Source organism: Paraburkholderia sp. Cy-641 (genome assembly GCF_011752945.1).
In the GTDB taxonomy this organism is placed as follows: Bacteria; Pseudomonadota; Gammaproteobacteria; order Burkholderiales; family Burkholderiaceae; genus Paraburkholderia.
Genome location: NZ_VWWM01000006.1, coordinates 164258 through 180018, shown reverse-complemented (window position 1 = coordinate 180018; position 15761 = coordinate 164258). Strand labels below are relative to the sequence as shown.

Genomic DNA, 15761 nt, shown 5'->3' with positions numbered 1-15761 from the left:
GCGGGGCTCGCCGCCTGAGCGGGTGCGGGACTCGGCACCGGAGCCGGCGCGGCAGCGGCCGGCTGCGCCATCGACGACTGCGCGAACGCGCCGAAAGCACGCAAGGTCGACAGCGTCGCGCGCTGCACTTCGAGCGCCTGGATCGCCGATTGCAGCATGCTCAGATTCAGCTTCAGCCACTGCTCGACCGCGCGCATGTCGGTGATGCGCTTGTCGAGCTCCTCGACATTGGTGAGCGGCGCCATCATGTCGGACATCATCGACAGCGACGGCGCGAGGCCGCCGCCCGGCTGCGCGCCGGGCAACGCCGAGCCGAACGGCGACAGCCGCATCATGCCCCACATGCGATCGAGCATTTCAGCGGGCGGGAAACCGGGAAAGCCGGGAAAGGGCGGCGTGGTGCCAGTCGTGTCGGTCATGCTTGTCGCCTCGGTGCATAAGAAGATGTCGGGCGCGCGGAGCCGCGCGGGTTGAGTCGATCATACCGTGTGAAATGGTGGCTCAGGGGGCTCGCCGCGTTGCGTGCCGGCAGCCGCCGACCCGCCACGCCAACCCGCCCGCACGGCTGCCCGCGTCCTGGCTGCGCCGTTATCTGCCTCTACCTGCGGCTACCGGCTTCTACCTACCGCTGGCCGTGCCGCCATGTTCTCGTGCCACGCCCCACGCGACCCGTTGCGGCCAGTCGGTCGTGCCACGCCCCGCGCCACTACTCGCTGCGATCCGTTTCGCCACCCGCAGCGCCACCGCTCTCGCTTCCACCTCCGTCACCGGCCCTCTCCCGCGACGCCTCCCGCCACGGATCGCCGCCGCCAAAATCCGGCGCGCGCCGCTCGCGCAGCGAGTTCAGCCCTTCGCGCACGTCGGGCCCGGCGAAGCCCATGAATTCGAGCGCGAGCGACGTATCGAACGCCGGCCCTGCCGTGCGCAGCCAATTGTTCAGCGCGTACTTGGTCCAGCGGATCGCCGTCTGCGAACCGTCTGCGAGTTTGCGCGCGACGTCGAATGCCTTCGGCAGCAGATCGCTCTCGTCGACGGCCAGCGATACGAGGCCGATGCGCTCTGCTTCCTCGCCGCTCACGGGCTCGCACAGCAGCAGGTAGTACTTGGCCTTCGCCATCCCGCACAGCAGCGGCCAGGCGATCGCCGCGTGATCGCCGGCCGCGACGCCGAGGCGCGTATGACCGTCGATGATGCGCGCCGTCTTCGCCGCGATCGAGATGTCGGCGAGCAGGCCCGCGACGAGTCCCGCGCCGACCGCGGGACCGTGCATCGCCGAGACGATCGGCTTGCCGCAATTGATCACGTTGTAGACGAGATCGCGCGCCTCGCGCCACACCCGCGCGCGCACATCGAAGTCGTTCGCCATGTCTTCGACGAGTTGCAGATCGCCGCCCGCCGAAAAGCCCTTGCCTTCGCCGCGAATGATCGCGACGCGCGTGTCGGGATCGCGCTCGATGTCGCGCCAGATTTCGGCCAGTTCGTAATGCATGCGCGCGTTCGCCGTGGCGAGTCCGCTGCGGTTCGCGCCCTCGCCGCTCATCACGATTTCGAGCACGCCGTGCGGATGGCGATGCAATTGCAGCGAGCGGTAGTAGGCGTAGTAGGCGTCGTTACGGTGAGGTGCGTCGGACATGATGGGCGATCCGTCGGTTGGTGAAGCGTGGACTCGTCGTGCGCGTGTTCGAACCGTGCCCGCAGACCGGAGCTACGGAGCCGGAACTGCGAAGTCGAAGCTGCGAAGCCGGAGCTACAAAGCCGGACCCGCGAAGCGAGGCAGCAACGCGGCCGCAAACCACGCTCCCCCGGCCGACACGATGACACGCTTCATCGCGGCTGATAAACCCACTTCCCGTTGCTGATCTCGACCATCACCCGGGCGCGCTGATCGAGGCCGATGTGATCGGTCGCGCTCATGTTGACGACGCCGTTGGTATCCGCGACACCCTGCGTGGTTTCGAGCGCGTCGCGCAGCGCGCGCCGGAACGGCGGCGTGCCCGGCGCGCCCGCCTTCAGCGCAACCGGTATCGCGTGATCGAGCAGCACGCCCGCATCCCACGTGTAGGAGCCGAACGCCGACACGCTGCCCGCTCCATGCTGTGCCTCGAAGCGCGCGATGTAGTCGAGCGCGAGGCGCTTCGCCGGATGATCGGCCGGCAATTGCGCGGCCACCAGCACCGGGCTCGCGGGCAGGAACGTGCCGTTGCAATCGGCGCCGCACACGCGCAGGAAGTCGTTATTGCCGACGCCGTGATTGTGATAGATCAACCCTTTGTAGCCGCGCTCGCGCAGCGTCTTCGGCGGCAGCGCGGCGGGCGTGCCGGCCGCGCCGACCACGACCGCGTCGGGATGCGCCGCGAGAATCTTCAGCACCTGGCCCGTCACGCTCGGGTCCGTGCGATTGAAGCGCTCGCTCGCCACCATGTCGATGTGATGCAGTTTCGCGAACTTCGCGACCTCGGCGTAGAACGTCTCGCCGAGCGCATCGGCCTGGCCGATGAACGCGATCGTCTTGACGCCGTGCGCGCTCGCATGCTCGGCGATGGCCGAGGCCATCATCGCGTCGGTCTGCGGCGTCTTGAAGACCCAGCGGCGTTTCGCGTCGACCGGCTCGATGATTTTCGCCGACGACGCGAGCGAGATCATCGGCGTTTCGCCGTCGGACACCACGTCGATCATCGCCAGCGAATTCGGCGTGATGGACGAGCCGATGATCGCGTCGACGTGATTCTCCGAGATGAGCTTTCTCGTGTCCTGCACGGCCTGGGTCGTGTCGGACGCATCGTCGAGCACGATGTATTCGACGCTCTGTCCGCCGATCTGTTTCGGCAGCAGCGCGACCGTGTCGCGCGCGGGAATGCCGAGCGATGCGGCCGGCCCGGTCAGCGACAGCACGAGACCGATCTTGACCTGGGCGAGCGCCGTCAGGGGCAGTAAGCAGGCCAGCGCGGCACACAGCGTCGCGGCACGGCGCGCGAGGCGCGTGCGGCGCCTGGACAGACGGCTCGCGCTGGTGTCCAGGCGTGCGCTCACAGCCGTGCCAGCATGAGCACCCACGCCCATGTTCGCGTTCGTGCCTGCGTTTGTGCCTGCGTTCGCCCGTAACGCGCCAGCACCTCGGTTTCCAGCTTCGGGGAAGTCAAATCGCGGCATGCCGTCTCCTCACGTCGGGTTGTCGTTCTGATGTTGCCGATGCGTTGCTGCATTCGATCCGCCGGCCGCGCCGGCCATGCCGGCGCGCCAGTCAGTGTAGCCGCGCGTGAAAGCCGCGGCATCGGGCGAAACCCTTTCGTAAGCGGTGCCGCGCAAACCGCGCACGCAAGCGCGTTAGTCCGCCGCGTCGTCGAGCGGCGCGATGCTCTGCTCGATCGAACCGAAAATCGACTTGCCTGCTTCGTCGAACATTTCGATCTTCACGATATCGCCATACTTCATGAATTCGGTTTGCGGCGCGCCGTGCTCGATCGTTTCGAGGCAGCGTTTCTCGGCGATACAGCAGTAGCCGCGCTTCGCATCCTTGTTCGACACCGTGCCCGAACCGACGATCGAGCCGGCACGCAGATTGCGCGTCTTCGCCGCATGCGCGATCAGTTGACCGAAGTGAAACACCATGTCGGTGCCGGCGTCGGGCTGGCCGACCTTCCGGCCGTTCCAGTGGACGATCATCGGCCGATGCACGCGGCCTTCGCGCCAGTGCTCGCCGAGTTCGTCGGGCGTGACCGCGACCGGTGCGAACGAGGTGGCCGGCTTGCTCTGGAAGAAGCCGAAGCCCTTCGCGAGTTCGGCGGGAATCAGATTGCGCAGCGAGACGTCGTTCGCGAGCGTAATCAGCCGCACGCCGCGCAGCGCCTGCTCGGGCGTCGCGCCCATCGGCACGTCGCCGGTGATAACCGCGACTTCCGCCTCGAAGTCGATGCCGAACGCTTCCGATGCGCACGGCACGTCGTCTTTCGGGCCGATGAAGTCGTCGCTGCCGCCCTGATACATGAGCGGATCGGTCCAGAATTCCGGCGGCATCTCGGCGCCGCGCGCGCGCCGCACGAGCTCGACGTGGTTCACGTACGCGGAGCCGTCGGCCCACTGGAACGCGCGCGGCAGCGGCGCCATGCAGTCTTTCGCGTCGAACGCGAAGCTGTTGCGCGCGCGGCCCTGGTTGAGCGCTTCGTAGAGATCGTGCAGTTGCGGCGCGTAGAAAGCCCAGTCGTCGAGCACGCGCTGCAGCGTGGGCGCGATCGCGTCGGCAATCGCCGCGGTGTGCAGGTCGCGGGACACGACGATCAGTTGACCGTCGCGCGTGCCGTCCTTCAGCGAGGCAAGTTTCATAGAGCTGTGAACCGTGGGTTAGTGACGAGGGAAGGAATCTATTCTACGATGGTGAATCGGCGTGGCCGCGGTTCGTGCGGCGCAGCGGTTGCCGTGCGCGAGTTGATCCGCGCTGCACGCTTCCTGCTGGAGGTTGTCTGCACGTTTCCGCTGCGCCGTTATCGCACTGCCGTGGCGCTGTATTGTGCCGCTGCTTCGGCGTGATTTCGTTGCTATGTCGTCGTTGTTATGTCGTCGCTATTTTTCGTCGCCGTTGCGCCGCCGTTACGTCATCGCGCGCACCTTGATTCGCGCCGCCACGCCATTACCGAACGCCCCATCCCGCGCCTTTTGCACATGTCCGCCAACGCCCGCTCCGGTACGCTTCGCCCTCACGCCGCCCCCACCTCGGCCGATCCGCTCGAAACCGATCCGGCCGACGCCGCCAGTCTCGACGACGACACCGGCGAGCCCGGCGAAGAGAAACTGCGCTCGGGCATCCAGTCGATCGAGGTCGGCTTCAGGCTGCTCGACGTGCTGACCTGCGAACCGCGCGCGATGATGCTGCGCGATCTCGCGCAGCGCGCGGGCATGAGTCCGGCGAAGGCGCATCGCTATCTCGTGAGCTTTCTGCGTCTCGGCGTCGTCGCGCAGGACCCGCTCTCGGGCCGCTACGAACTGGGCGGCTTCGCGCTGCAACTGGGGCTCGCGCGGCTCGCGCGCGTCGATGGCGTGGCGCTCGCGCGCATCGCGCTCCCCGAACTGCGGGACCGGCTCGACCTGACCGTGGGCATCGCGGTATGGGGCAACCAGGGACCGACGATGGTGCACTGGATGGAATCGAGCCATCCGGCCAAGGCCTCGCTGAAACTCGGCGACGTGATGCCGCTGCTCAGTTCGGCCACCGGTCTGCTGTTCGCCGCCTACCTGCCGCAAGGCAAGACCGCCGCGATGCTCGAACGCGAACTGGCCGACTCGCGCCGCTCGTCGTATAGCGGTGCACCACGCACCCGCGAAGAGGTCGGCAAGGTGCTCGACGAAGTGCGCGCGCACGCGGCGGCGCGCGTCGAAGGCATGCTGCTGCCGACCATCCACGCGTTCTGCATGCCGGTGTTCGATTCGACCGGCGCGCTCGCGCTCGGCCTCGTCGCGCTCGGCCATGAAGGCGCGTTCGATATCCGCTGGGGCGGCGAGGTCGATCTCGCACTGCGCGAATGCGCGCGCAAGCTCTCGTACGAGCTCGGGTATAGCGCCACGCCGCGCAGCGAAAACGGCTGACGGCACGCGCACGGATTCGATCGCCGATGGTTCACGCTCCCGTCACCCGCGCCGCCGATCGCATGCCGCCCGACGGCAATGGGCGGCCAGGCGCATTGCGCATCGGGCGCTGGATCGTGGTGCTCGCGGCGGTGGCGATTCTGCACTGGATCGCCGCACAGTGGTTCGAGCGCACACGCCTGAATCTGACGCCGGCCGATCGCGAGCATGTGCCGGTGCAGGTCGCATTGCTGACGCCCGAGCGGGTCGAACGTCAACCCGAACCTCAGCCCGAACATCCGCCTGCCGCGACGCCGCCCGCGCCGTCTTCCGCGCATAGGCCCACGGCGCATCCGCCGCGCGAGCACGTGTTGACCGCGTTGCAGCCGGCCAGCCCACATGAGCCGGCCGAAGCGCCGGCCTCGGAAGCGGCGGCGAGCGCGCCGGCCGCCGCGGCCGGCTCCCATGCAAGCACCAATGCCAATACGAACGCCGCGGCGAGCGCCCCTGCCGCGGCCAGCGCGCCGCAAGCGTCGAAGGGCGTGAAGTTTTCGGTGCCGCCGTCCGCCGAACTCGAATACGACACGTTCTACAACGGCGTGCGCAATCAGCCCGGCACGATCCACTGGGCCAGCAACGCACAGGGCTACGAAATGATCGTGTCGGTGCCGCTGCCGTTCGTCGGGCCGTTCGTGTTTGCGAGCCACGGCGGCATCGACGCGTTCGGCCTCGCGCCCGCGCAGTACAGCGAAAAACGCTGCCGCCGTGCGGAAGACATTGCGATCTTCAATCGCGCCGACAAAAAAATCGCCTTCACGCGCACACCTTTGACGCTGCCGCTTCCCGACGGCGCACAGGATCGCTTCAGCGTCGTGATGCAACTCGCGAGTCTCGTGCGCGGCGATCCCGATGCCTATAAGCCCGGCGTCACGCGACAGTTTTTTGTCGTCGATAACGACAGCGGCGAGAACTGGCCGATCGAGACCATCGGCGACGAAACGATTCGCGCGGCGCAAGGCTATCTCGAGACGCGCCATTTCAAACGTCTGCCGCGCCACGACGGCGATCAGCGCCGCATCGACGTATGGCTCGCGCCGTCGCTCGGCTGGCTGCCCGCGCGCATCCTGCAAACGGAGCCGAACGGCACGCAATTCGAACTCGTGTGGCGCGGCAAGCTCGGGTTAGAGGGCGCGTCGCCGAATGGGGACGGCAATGGTGGTACCGCTTCCGTTCCGCCTGGGAGCACACCCGTCTCGTCTGGTGACAACGCGCCCGCGAGCGCATCGGCGGTGATGCAAGGAACGCCACCCGCCGCGCCGGTCGATTCGGGCACACCCGAAATCATCAAGCCCTGAGCGCGGTCGGGCCGGGGCCATGCGCCGATCCAACCCGGCACAGGCCGGGGGGCCGGGCGCTTCGCGATGGTTTGCGAGGCAACGAAAAATTTCGCTCCGCGCGGCAGACACGGAGCGATCCGATGCCCTACACTGACGATGGCGTGTCGCCACGATCCAGGCAGATACGGGCACGCCGCCTGCTGTCACACAGGCGACAGCGGACGCGCTCGAAGGCGCCCGCTTCACAAGCTGCCCGATGCCGCGCATCCCGCGTCCATCGGGCGATCCCATCGATTTTCCGCATGACTTGAATCGTTTCTGGAGAGGCCGGTCTAACCGTTAGGTTCGGAATTTTTACCCGCGTCGCACGAGCGTCAATCCGGACCCACCCCTTGAATTCCATCACACATGCTCCACCTATGGTGCAGAAAGGGCGGAAGCCCAACGGAAATAAGGAGTGTCGCCATGCAAATGATCTACAACAGCCCCAACTATTGCGTCGTCGAGTTTCCGCCGCAGGAAGGCCTGCTGGCCATGAAGTCGGGCGGCTACGAGATCGTCGACAAGAACATGCAGCGCGAAATCTATATCGACGGTGCACTGGCGGCGCGTTTTCGCGAACATGTCCAGCAACTGATCGCAGGCGAGCCGTCGCTCGACGAGGTCGATGAATTCCTCGGGCAATTCGACAGCCTCATGCATCAGCCCGTGGTGCTTCACTAAGCTTCTTCACCGAGGTTCTTCACGAATCCAAGGTGATCCGGCCTTGGGTATCGCCATCGTCTTTTGGTATGAATTTCCGCGTTCGCGTAGAGCGAACCTGCATTGGACTGGACGGTGTCGGCCCGCACTCCACCGACACTGCCTCAGACTCGCTACGTCCAAGGCAGCCCGGATCGACCAGCAACCATTCAACCGCCAACACCCTGTTGCGCGATGTCGCGGCTCGCACGTCGCGTCATTTTTTTGGAGCCCGGCTTATATAGCCGCCAGCGATCGCTGCGACAGCCGTAAGAACGAACCACGCGCAGAAGAAGATATTGGCTGCCTCGGGGTTCGTGTCGAACAGACTTCCAACACCGTGAAGTGCCAGGACGCCATATAAATACAGGCCGCCCCACACGATGACCGTCATCGCACCTGCACCTGAAGCGGCGCCAAAGACGATACGCAAAATAGTGCTCATTTGATTGGGAAGAAAAGAATTACGCTCGCCGCTTTCGAATGCAACGGGTAACCGCAAACCATGCGGCGCCCAATACGAGCGCGACGACGACCCAACACGCAATCGTTAGCGCCAAGAGACAAAGCGTTTCAACGTCGTCTTCGTCGTACATTGCGACAATGCCGCTTGCCCAAACGGCAGCGCGCATCGCATGCCATAGCCACACTGGAATCCATAGCGAGGTATGGGAGATAAACGCTCCAAGAAACCAGCCTCCGACAAGCGACGAGGCGATATACGCTAGCGCGCATATCATGCGCCGAAGACGTCCCTTCATCGCCCCCACCGTTCCGTAGGCATGCAACGTGGAACCCCTCAAACGAAATGTTGTAAGGCGGCCTTTATAGCATCGACGAGAATTAGCGAATCTCAATAATGGCCGCACATCAAACGCATGGCCGATGCGTCAGCGGCACTCACCATCCTTGCCGTTCAATTAACGACCGCCACCCGCACCTCACACCTGCGCGACGTCTCCCCCGCCACATAACGCGCGCCCAGCGCCCGCGCCAGACGCATCCGCCCGTCAACGGCTACAATGACGGGTTTCCCGCCAACGCCGGCGCAAGCCCCCGTCCGCCATGAACCAGCCTGCCCAAACCGTCACGCCAGTCCGTTCTGAGTCCGCCTACACGCGCGGCACGGCGCTGCCCGCGCTGCTGAATTCGCGCATCCTGATCCTCGACGGCGCGATGGGCACGATGATCCAGCGCTACAAGCTCGACGAAGCCCGCTATCGCGGCGAGCGCTTCAAGGACTACGAGCGCGACATCAAGGGCAACAACGAACTGCTGTCGATCACGCAGCCGCAAATCATTAGCGAGATTCACGAGCAGTACCTGGCGGCAGGCGCCGACATCATCGAGACCAACACGTTCGGCGCGACCACGGTCGCGCAAGCCGACTACGGCATGGAGTCGCTTGCCGTCGAGATGAACCTTGAATCGGCGAAGCTCGCGCGCGCCGCGTGCGACAAATACTCGACGCCCGACAAGCCGCGCTTCGTCGCCGGCGCGATCGGACCGACGCCGAAGACCGCGAGCATTTCGCCCGACGTCAACGATCCGGGCGCGCGCAACGTGACCTTCGACGAACTGCGCACGGCCTACTACGAGCAGGCGAAAGCGCTGCTCGACGGCGGCGCAGACCTGTTCCTCGTCGAAACGATCTTCGACACGCTCAACGCCAAGGCCGCGCTGTTCGCGCTCGACGAACTGTTCGAGGACACCGGCGAGCGTCTGCCGATCATGATCTCGGGCACCGTCACCGACGCCTCGGGCCGCATTCTGTCGGGGCAGACCGTCGAGGCGTTCTGGAACTCGCTGCGTCACGCGAAGCCGCTCACGTTCGGCCTGAACTGCGCGCTCGGCGCGGCGCTGATGCGCCCGTACGTCGCCGAACTCGCGAAGCTCTGCGACACCTACGTGTCGTGCTATCCGAACGCGGGCCTGCCGAACCCGATGAGCGACACTGGCTTCGACGAACTGCCCGCCGATACCTCGGGCCTGCTCAAGGAATTCGCCGAAGCGGGCCTCGTGAACATCGCGGGCGGCTGCTGCGGCACGACGCCCGAGCACATCGCGGCCATCGCGAAGGCGCTCTCCGAACTGAAGCCGCGCAAGTGGCCGAACCAGTACCGCGACGCGGCCTGAACCCCGGCCGCCACGCACCGCGCACAGGCACGACGCTCCGCTCGCCCTTTAATCCAGGTACCGCACGCACCCGACCCGCACCCACGCCATGACCGATCACACCATGCGCCTTGCCGGCCTCGAGCCGTTCAACGTCACGTCCGGGACGCTCTTCATCAACGTCGGCGAACGCACCAACGTGACCGGCTCGAAGGCGTTCGCGCGAATGATCCTGAACAACCAGTTCGACGAAGCACTCGCGGTCGCGCGCCAGCAGGTCGAAAACGGCGCGCAGGTGATCGACGTCAACATGGACGAGGCGATGCTCGATTCGAAAGCGGCGATGGTGCGCTTCATGAATCTGATCGCCTCGGAGCCGGACATCGCGCGCGTGCCGATCATGATCGACTCGTCGAAGTGGGATGTGATCGAGGCGGGCCTCAAGTGCGTGCAAGGCAAGGCGATCGTCAACTCGATCTCGCTGAAGGAAGGCAAGGAGCAGTTCGTTCATCACGCGAAGCTGATTCGCCGCTACGGCGCGGCCAGCGTCGTGATGGCCTTCGACGAACAAGGCCAGGCCGACACGTTCGCGCGCAAGAAGGAAATCTGCCAGCGCTCGTACGAGATTCTGGTCAACGAGGTCGGCTTTCCGCCCGAAGACATCATCTTCGATCCGAACATCTTCGCGGTCGCGACCGGCATCGAGGAGCACAACAACTACGCGGTCGACTTCATCGAGGGAACCCGCTGGATCAAGCAGAACCTGCCGTACGCGAAGGTGAGCGGCGGCGTGTCGAACGTGTCGTTCTCGTTCCGCGGCAACGACCCGGTGCGCGAGGCGATTCACACCGTGTTCCTCTATCACGCGATCCAGGCGGGGATGGACATGGGCATCGTCAACGCGGGCCAGCTCGGCGTGTATGCCGAACTCGATCCCGAGTTGCGCGAGCGCGTCGAAGACGTGGTGCTGAATCGCCGTGAAGACGGCACCGACCGCCTGCTCGAAATCGCCGACAAGTTCAAGACCGGCGCCGCGAAGAAGGAAGAGAACCTCGAGTGGCGCAACCAGCCGGTCGAAAAGCGCCTCGCGCATGCGCTCGTGAGCGGCATCACCACGTTCATCGTGGAAGACACCGAGGAAGTGCGCGCGAAGATCGCCGCGGCGGGCGGCCGTCCGATCAACGTGATCGAAGGCCCGCTGATGGACGGCATGAACATCGTCGGCGACCTGTTCGGCCAGGGCAAGATGTTCCTGCCGCAGGTCGTGAAGTCGGCGCGCGTGATGAAGCAGGCGGTCGCGCATCTGATCCCGTTCATCGAGGAAGAAAAGCGTCAGCTCGCGGCGGCCGGCGGCGACGTGCGCGCGAAGGGCAAGATCGTCATAGCAACGGTGAAGGGCGACGTGCACGACATCGGCAAGAACATCGTCTCGGTCGTGCTCCAGTGCAACAACTTCGAAGTCGTCAACATGGGCGTGATGGTCCCGTGCAACGAGATCCTCGCGAAGGCGAAGGTTGAGGGCGCGGATATCGTCGGGCTGTCCGGCCTCATCACGCCGAGCCTCGAAGAGATGGCCTACGTCGCCTCGGAAATGCAGCGCGACGACTACTTCCGCGTGAAGAAGATTCCGCTGCTGATCGGCGGCGCGACGACCTCGCGCGTGCATACCGCGGTGAAGATCGCGCCGCACTACGAAGGGCCGGTGGTCTACGTGCCGGACGCGTCGCGTTCGGTGTCGGTCGCCTCCAGCCTGCTGTCCGACGAGGGCGCCACGAAGTACATCGACGAACTGAACGCCGATTACACCCGCATCCGCGACCAGCACGCCAACAAGAAAGCGCAGCCGATGGTCACGCTCGCCGAAGCGCGCGCCAATAAGACCAGGATCGACTGGGCGAGCTATCAGCCGGTGAAGCCGAAATTCATCGGCCGCCGCGTGTTCAAGAACTTCGATCTGAACGAGCTCGCGAACTATATCGACTGGGGTCCGTTCTTCCAGACCTGGGACCTCGCCGGCCCATATCCGGCGATTCTCAACGACGAGATCGTCGGCGAATCGGCGCGGCGCGTGTTCTCGGACGGCAAGTCGATGCTCGCGCGCCTGATTCAGGGCCGCTGGCTGCAGGCGAGCGGCGTCATCATGCTGCTGCCGGCCAACACGGTCAACGACGACGACATCGAAATCTACACGGACGAATCGCGCAGCGAAGTCGCGCTGACATGGCGCAATCTGCGCCAGCAGAGCGTGCGGCCCGTGGTCGATGGCGTCATGCGGCCGAACCGCTCGCTCGCCGACTTCATCGCGCCGAAGGACTCGGGCGTGGCCGATTACATCGGCATGTTCGCGGTCACGGCGGGGCTTGGCGTCGACGTGAAGGAAAAGCAGTTCGAGAAGGACCTCGACGACTACAGCGCGATCATGCTGAAGGCCCTCGCGGACCGCCTCGCCGAAGCGTTCGCCGAAGCGATGCATGCGCGCGTGCGGCGCGACCTGTGGGGCTATGCGAACAGCGAGAACCTCTCGAACGACGAACTGATCGCCGAAAAGTATCGCGGCATCCGCCCGGCGCCGGGCTATCCGGCCTGCCCCGACCATCTGGTGAAGCGCGACATGTTCGAGGTGCTGCAAGCGGACGAGATCGGCATGAGCGTGACCGAATCGCTGGCGATGCTGCCGGCCGCGAGTGTGTCGGGCTTCTATCTCGCGCATCCGGACAGCACCTATTTCTCGGTCGGCAAGATCGGCGCGGATCAGCTCGAGGACTACGCGCAGCGCATGGCGCTGTCGAAAACGGACGCCGAACGCGCGTTGGCGCCGCTGCTGTAAGCGGCGGCGCATGGCATGACCGGGCACCGGGCAGGCCGCCGCATGACCCGGTGCGGCGCCCCCACTATATCGGCCCCGAAAGGCTGAATATTTCCGCCCGCCGAATTTTCGGCTTTGTAGACTGAGTCGGCTTTCACCCTGTCAGGCGCGGCCAAAACGCGCCGGCTCATCCAGATTGCAACCGTCAACGGAGAAAATCGCATGAAGAAGCTGACGCTGTTATTGACTGCCGTTTCGCTGGCCGCGGGCGCTTCCGTGGCGCTCGCGCAGCCGGCCGCGCCGGGTGGCTCGAGCGCGGTCAGTTCGTACTCGCCGCCTACAGAGAAACACGTGAAGAAGCCGAAGAAGAGCAAGAAGAAGAAAGGCGCGGCGGCATCGGCAGCCGCACCGGCTGAGTCCGCGAGCCAGTAGGCGGCCGCAGCGGCAAACAGCAGGCAGCCCCGCTTCGGAACCGGGGAATGGCAAAGAGCCCGCATCGAGCGGGCTCTTTTTGTTGCGGGCGGCAATCTGTGCCGGCGTTCAGCCGCGGCCGGAAACTACGCCGCCGCGCCATTCGCAGCAGCCACCGCCGCCCTGTTCACCTGGCAGCTCGAATCAAAGCCCCCAAACGATGTCCGCGTCTTCTTTTTGCGCCGCGCGCAGCATGTCGAGGAACGGATACGCGCGCTGCGCGAGTCCCGGCGGAATCTCGTGATGCTCGTGGCCGTCCTCGTGCTCGTGGAAATGGCCATCGTGCTCGGCGCGCTCCTGCTTGTCGAACGTGATCGCCGCTTCAAGCTTCTCGATCGCGCTACCCAGCTCCTCGTGAGTGATGACGCCCCGCTCCCCAAGGCGTTTGCCGACAATGCCGACGAGATACTGGGCGAGATTTTCGAGCATCATCACGTCAGGGCTGGCGTGGCATTTGAAAGTAATCAACATAACTGTTCCCTTTGTCGTTATATGGAGTTGACGCGCGAGCGGCACCAACACGCGCCTCACGTGGGCTCGCCGTGCGGGCGCGGCGGCCTCGGCCCGTGACAGGCATCTCATTGAACATATTAGCACCTGCTAAAATCCGTCTGAACGGAAAAGCGCGCCGCCCGGCGCCGCGTGCAACGAAGCGCGACGAGCCTGCGCAAGCGCGTGGCCGGGGTGGCCAGGCGACGAGCCGCAACGCCCGTGCCACGCTCGACAACTCGACGGCGAGCCGCCGCGCGTGACCCACCGCATCGCGGATACCCCCCGCGGTTACGCCACGGGTCAAGCCGCCGCCGGCGGTCGACATGAGCGCCGCGTCACTTGCCGCCGCGCCTTCCATGCGGCCGACACCGGCCGCGGCCGGCGCCTCTTCCGCCTTACCGGATTGCCTCACTGGACTCGCAACACGCATGCTGCCCGCACATAAACACACACTCGAAACCCTGCTCGCCGAGACGGTGAACCAGGTCGCGACTGCCACGCAAGGCGCGACCGAAGCCACGTTCGTCCCGCCCGCCATCGCGCTGGAGCGCCCGAAAGTCGCCGCGCACGGCGACGTCGCGTGCAACGTGGCGATGCAGCTCGCCAAGCCGCTGCGCGCCAATCCGCGCCAGCTCGCGCAACAGATCGTCGACGCGCTGCTTGCGCACCCGCAAGCCAGGGGCCTCGTCGAGACCGCCGAAGTGGCGGGCCCCGGCTTCATCAACCTGCGTCTCACGGCCCAGGCCAAACAGGGCGTGATCGCCGCTGTGTTCGCCGAGCAGGACGCCTACGGCCGCTCGCGGCGCGACGCCGGCAAGCACGTGCTGATCGAGTTCGTGTCGGCCAACCCGACCGGCCCGCTGCACGTCGGCCACGGCCGCCAGGCCGCGCTCGGCGACGCGCTCGCCAACGTGCTGACCTCGCAGGGCTGGGACGTGCATCGCGAGTTCTACTACAACGACGCCGGCGTGCAGATCCACACGCTCGCGCTGTCGACCCAGGCGCGCGCGCGCGGCCTCGCCCCCGGCGACGCCGGCTGGCCCGCGTCGGCCTACAACGGCGAGTACATCGCCGACATCGCGAAGGATTACCTGAACGGCGTCACGGTCGAGGCGAGCGACGGCGCACCCGTCACCGGCGCGGGCGACGTCGAAGACCTCGAGGCGATCCGCCGCTTCGCAGTGACGTATCTGCGCCGCGAGCAGGACATGGACCTGCAGGCATTCGGCGTGAAGTTCGACCAGTACTACCTGGAATCGTCGCTGTACACCGAAGGCCGCGTCGAGAAAACGGTCGACGCGCTGATCGCCGCGGGCAAGACCTACGAGCAGGAAGGCGCGCTGTGGCTGCGCACCACCGACGACGGCGACGACAAGGACCGCGTGATGCGCAAGACCGACGGCACCTACACGTACTTCGTGCCGGACGTCGCCTATCACGTCGCGAAGTGGGAACGCGGCTTCACGAAGGTCATCAACGTGCAGGGCTCGGACCACCACGGCACGATCGCACGGGTGCGCGCGGGCCTGCAGGGTCTCGGCATCGGCATTCCGAAGGGTTACCCCGACTACATCCTGCACAAGATGGTCACGGTCATGCGCAACGGCGAAGAGGTGAAAATCTCCAAGCGCGCGGGCAGCTACGTGACGGTGCGCGACCTGATCGAATGGTCGGGCGGCGCGACGCCGGGCTCGGAAGCGGCTGTCGATCTGATCGACGAGGAAACGATTCGCCGCGGCCGCGACGCGGTGCGCTTCTTCCTGATCTCGCGCAAGGCCGACACCGAATTCGTGTTCGACATCGACCTCGCGCTGAAGCAGAACGACGAGAACCCGGTCCACTACGTGCAGTACGCGCATGCGCGCATCTGCTCGGTGATCGCCGAGTGCAACGCGCGCTACGGCCTCGACGAGAGCGCGCTCGCGAGCGTCGACCTCGCGCCGCTCGCGAGCGAACGCGCGATGGCGCTGCTCAACAAGCTCGCCGAGTTCCCGGACATGCTGCAACACGCCGCCGACGAACTCGCGCCGCACGCGGTCGCGTTCTACCTGCGCGACCTCGCCGGAGAATTCCACTCGTTCTACAATGACCGGGCCGAGCGCGTGCTGGTCGACGATGCGGCCGAACGCAACGCACGCGTCGCGCTGCTCGCGGCCACGCGCCAGGTGCTCGCCAACGGTCTCGCGACGATCGGTGTCTCCGTCCCCGTCAAGATGTAACTCCCCGGCGCAACATGTATGCGG

Annotated in this window: 12 protein-coding genes and 1 pseudogene; 7 read left to right on the top strand and 6 right to left on the bottom strand. The window is 65.8% G+C overall.

The features are described 5' to 3' along the window. The 4 genes from F3J20_RS05490 to F3J20_RS05475 form a co-directional block, all read right to left on the bottom strand. The coding region (locus F3J20_RS05490; RefSeq protein ID WP_345889841.1) for a PhaM family polyhydroxyalkanoate granule multifunctional regulatory protein at positions 1-419 on the bottom strand (419 nt) is incomplete at its 3' end. A 287-nt stretch (positions 420-706) separates the two neighbouring features. Continuing rightward, on the bottom strand, positions 707-1633 hold the full coding sequence (locus F3J20_RS05485; RefSeq protein WP_240158943.1) for an enoyl-CoA hydratase/isomerase family protein: 927 nt from the start codon (positions 1631-1633) through the stop codon (positions 707-709). Between the two features lie 191 nt (positions 1634-1824). Beyond that, positions 1825-3150, bottom strand: coding sequence for an ABC transporter substrate-binding protein (locus F3J20_RS05480; protein ID WP_167042429.1), 1326 nt, complete (start codon positions 3148-3150; stop codon positions 1825-1827). 174 nt (positions 3151-3324) lie between these two features. Then, entirely contained in the window at positions 3325-4320 is a 996-nt protein-coding gene (locus F3J20_RS05475; protein WP_167042427.1) for a fumarylacetoacetate hydrolase family protein, read from the bottom strand. A gap of 336 nt (positions 4321-4656) precedes the next feature. On the opposite strand from F3J20_RS05475, the gene F3J20_RS05470 reads away from it, so the two are divergent. The 3 genes from F3J20_RS05470 to F3J20_RS05455 all read left to right on the top strand — a co-directional run bounded on the left by F3J20_RS05470 (position 4657) and on the right by F3J20_RS05455 (position 7616). Next, complete coding sequence (locus F3J20_RS05470; RefSeq protein WP_167042425.1) at positions 4657-5577, top strand: IclR family transcriptional regulator; 921 nt, start codon at positions 4657-4659, stop codon at positions 5575-5577. 26 nt (positions 5578-5603) lie between these two features. Continuing rightward, on the top strand, positions 5604-6911 hold the full coding sequence (locus F3J20_RS05465) for a DUF3108 domain-containing protein (RefSeq protein WP_167282341.1): 1308 nt from the start codon (positions 5604-5606) through the stop codon (positions 6909-6911). 447 nt (positions 6912-7358) lie between these two features. Continuing rightward, positions 7359-7616, top strand: a complete 258-nt coding sequence (locus F3J20_RS05455; protein ID WP_167042421.1) for a DUF3567 domain-containing protein — start codon at positions 7359-7361, stop codon at positions 7614-7616. A 235-nt stretch (positions 7617-7851) separates the two neighbouring features. On the opposite strand, the gene F3J20_RS05450 is transcribed toward F3J20_RS05455, so the two are convergent. Continuing rightward, the gene (locus F3J20_RS05450; RefSeq protein WP_167042419.1) at positions 7852-8079 is read right to left on the bottom strand and encodes a hypothetical protein; all 228 of its coding nucleotides are present in this window, start codon (positions 8077-8079) and stop codon (positions 7852-7854) included. Positions 8080-8699: 620 nt separating this feature from the next. On the opposite strand from F3J20_RS05450, the gene F3J20_RS05445 reads away from it, so the two are divergent. The 3 genes and pseudogenes from F3J20_RS05445 to F3J20_RS05435 all read left to right on the top strand — a co-directional run bounded on the left by F3J20_RS05445 (position 8700) and on the right by F3J20_RS05435 (position 12987). Further along, entirely contained in the window at positions 8700-9770 is a 1071-nt protein-coding gene (locus tag F3J20_RS05445; RefSeq protein WP_167042417.1) for a homocysteine S-methyltransferase family protein, read from the top strand. A 79-nt stretch (positions 9771-9849) separates the two neighbouring features. Continuing rightward, positions 9850-12576: pseudogene (gene metH / locus F3J20_RS05440) on the top strand (methionine synthase); the annotation flags it as partial. Between the two features lie 201 nt (positions 12577-12777). After that, on the top strand, positions 12778-12987 hold the full coding sequence (locus F3J20_RS05435) for an acid-shock protein (protein WP_167042413.1): 210 nt from the start codon (positions 12778-12780) through the stop codon (positions 12985-12987). A 183-nt stretch (positions 12988-13170) separates the two neighbouring features. Here F3J20_RS05435 and F3J20_RS05430 read toward each other — a convergent pair whose 3' ends face one another. Next, positions 13171-13497 carry a DUF1840 domain-containing protein gene (locus F3J20_RS05430; protein WP_167042410.1) on the bottom strand — a complete coding sequence of 109 codons (327 nt, stop codon included), beginning with the start codon at positions 13495-13497 and terminating at the stop codon, positions 13171-13173. 449 nt (positions 13498-13946) lie between these two features. On the opposite strand from F3J20_RS05430, the gene argS reads away from it, so the two are divergent. Further along, positions 13947-15737 (top strand): arginine--tRNA ligase, encoded by a 1791-nt coding sequence (argS, locus tag F3J20_RS05425; protein WP_167042408.1) that lies wholly within the window; start codon positions 13947-13949, stop codon positions 15735-15737. The last annotated feature ends 24 nt before the right edge of the window (positions 15738-15761 follow it).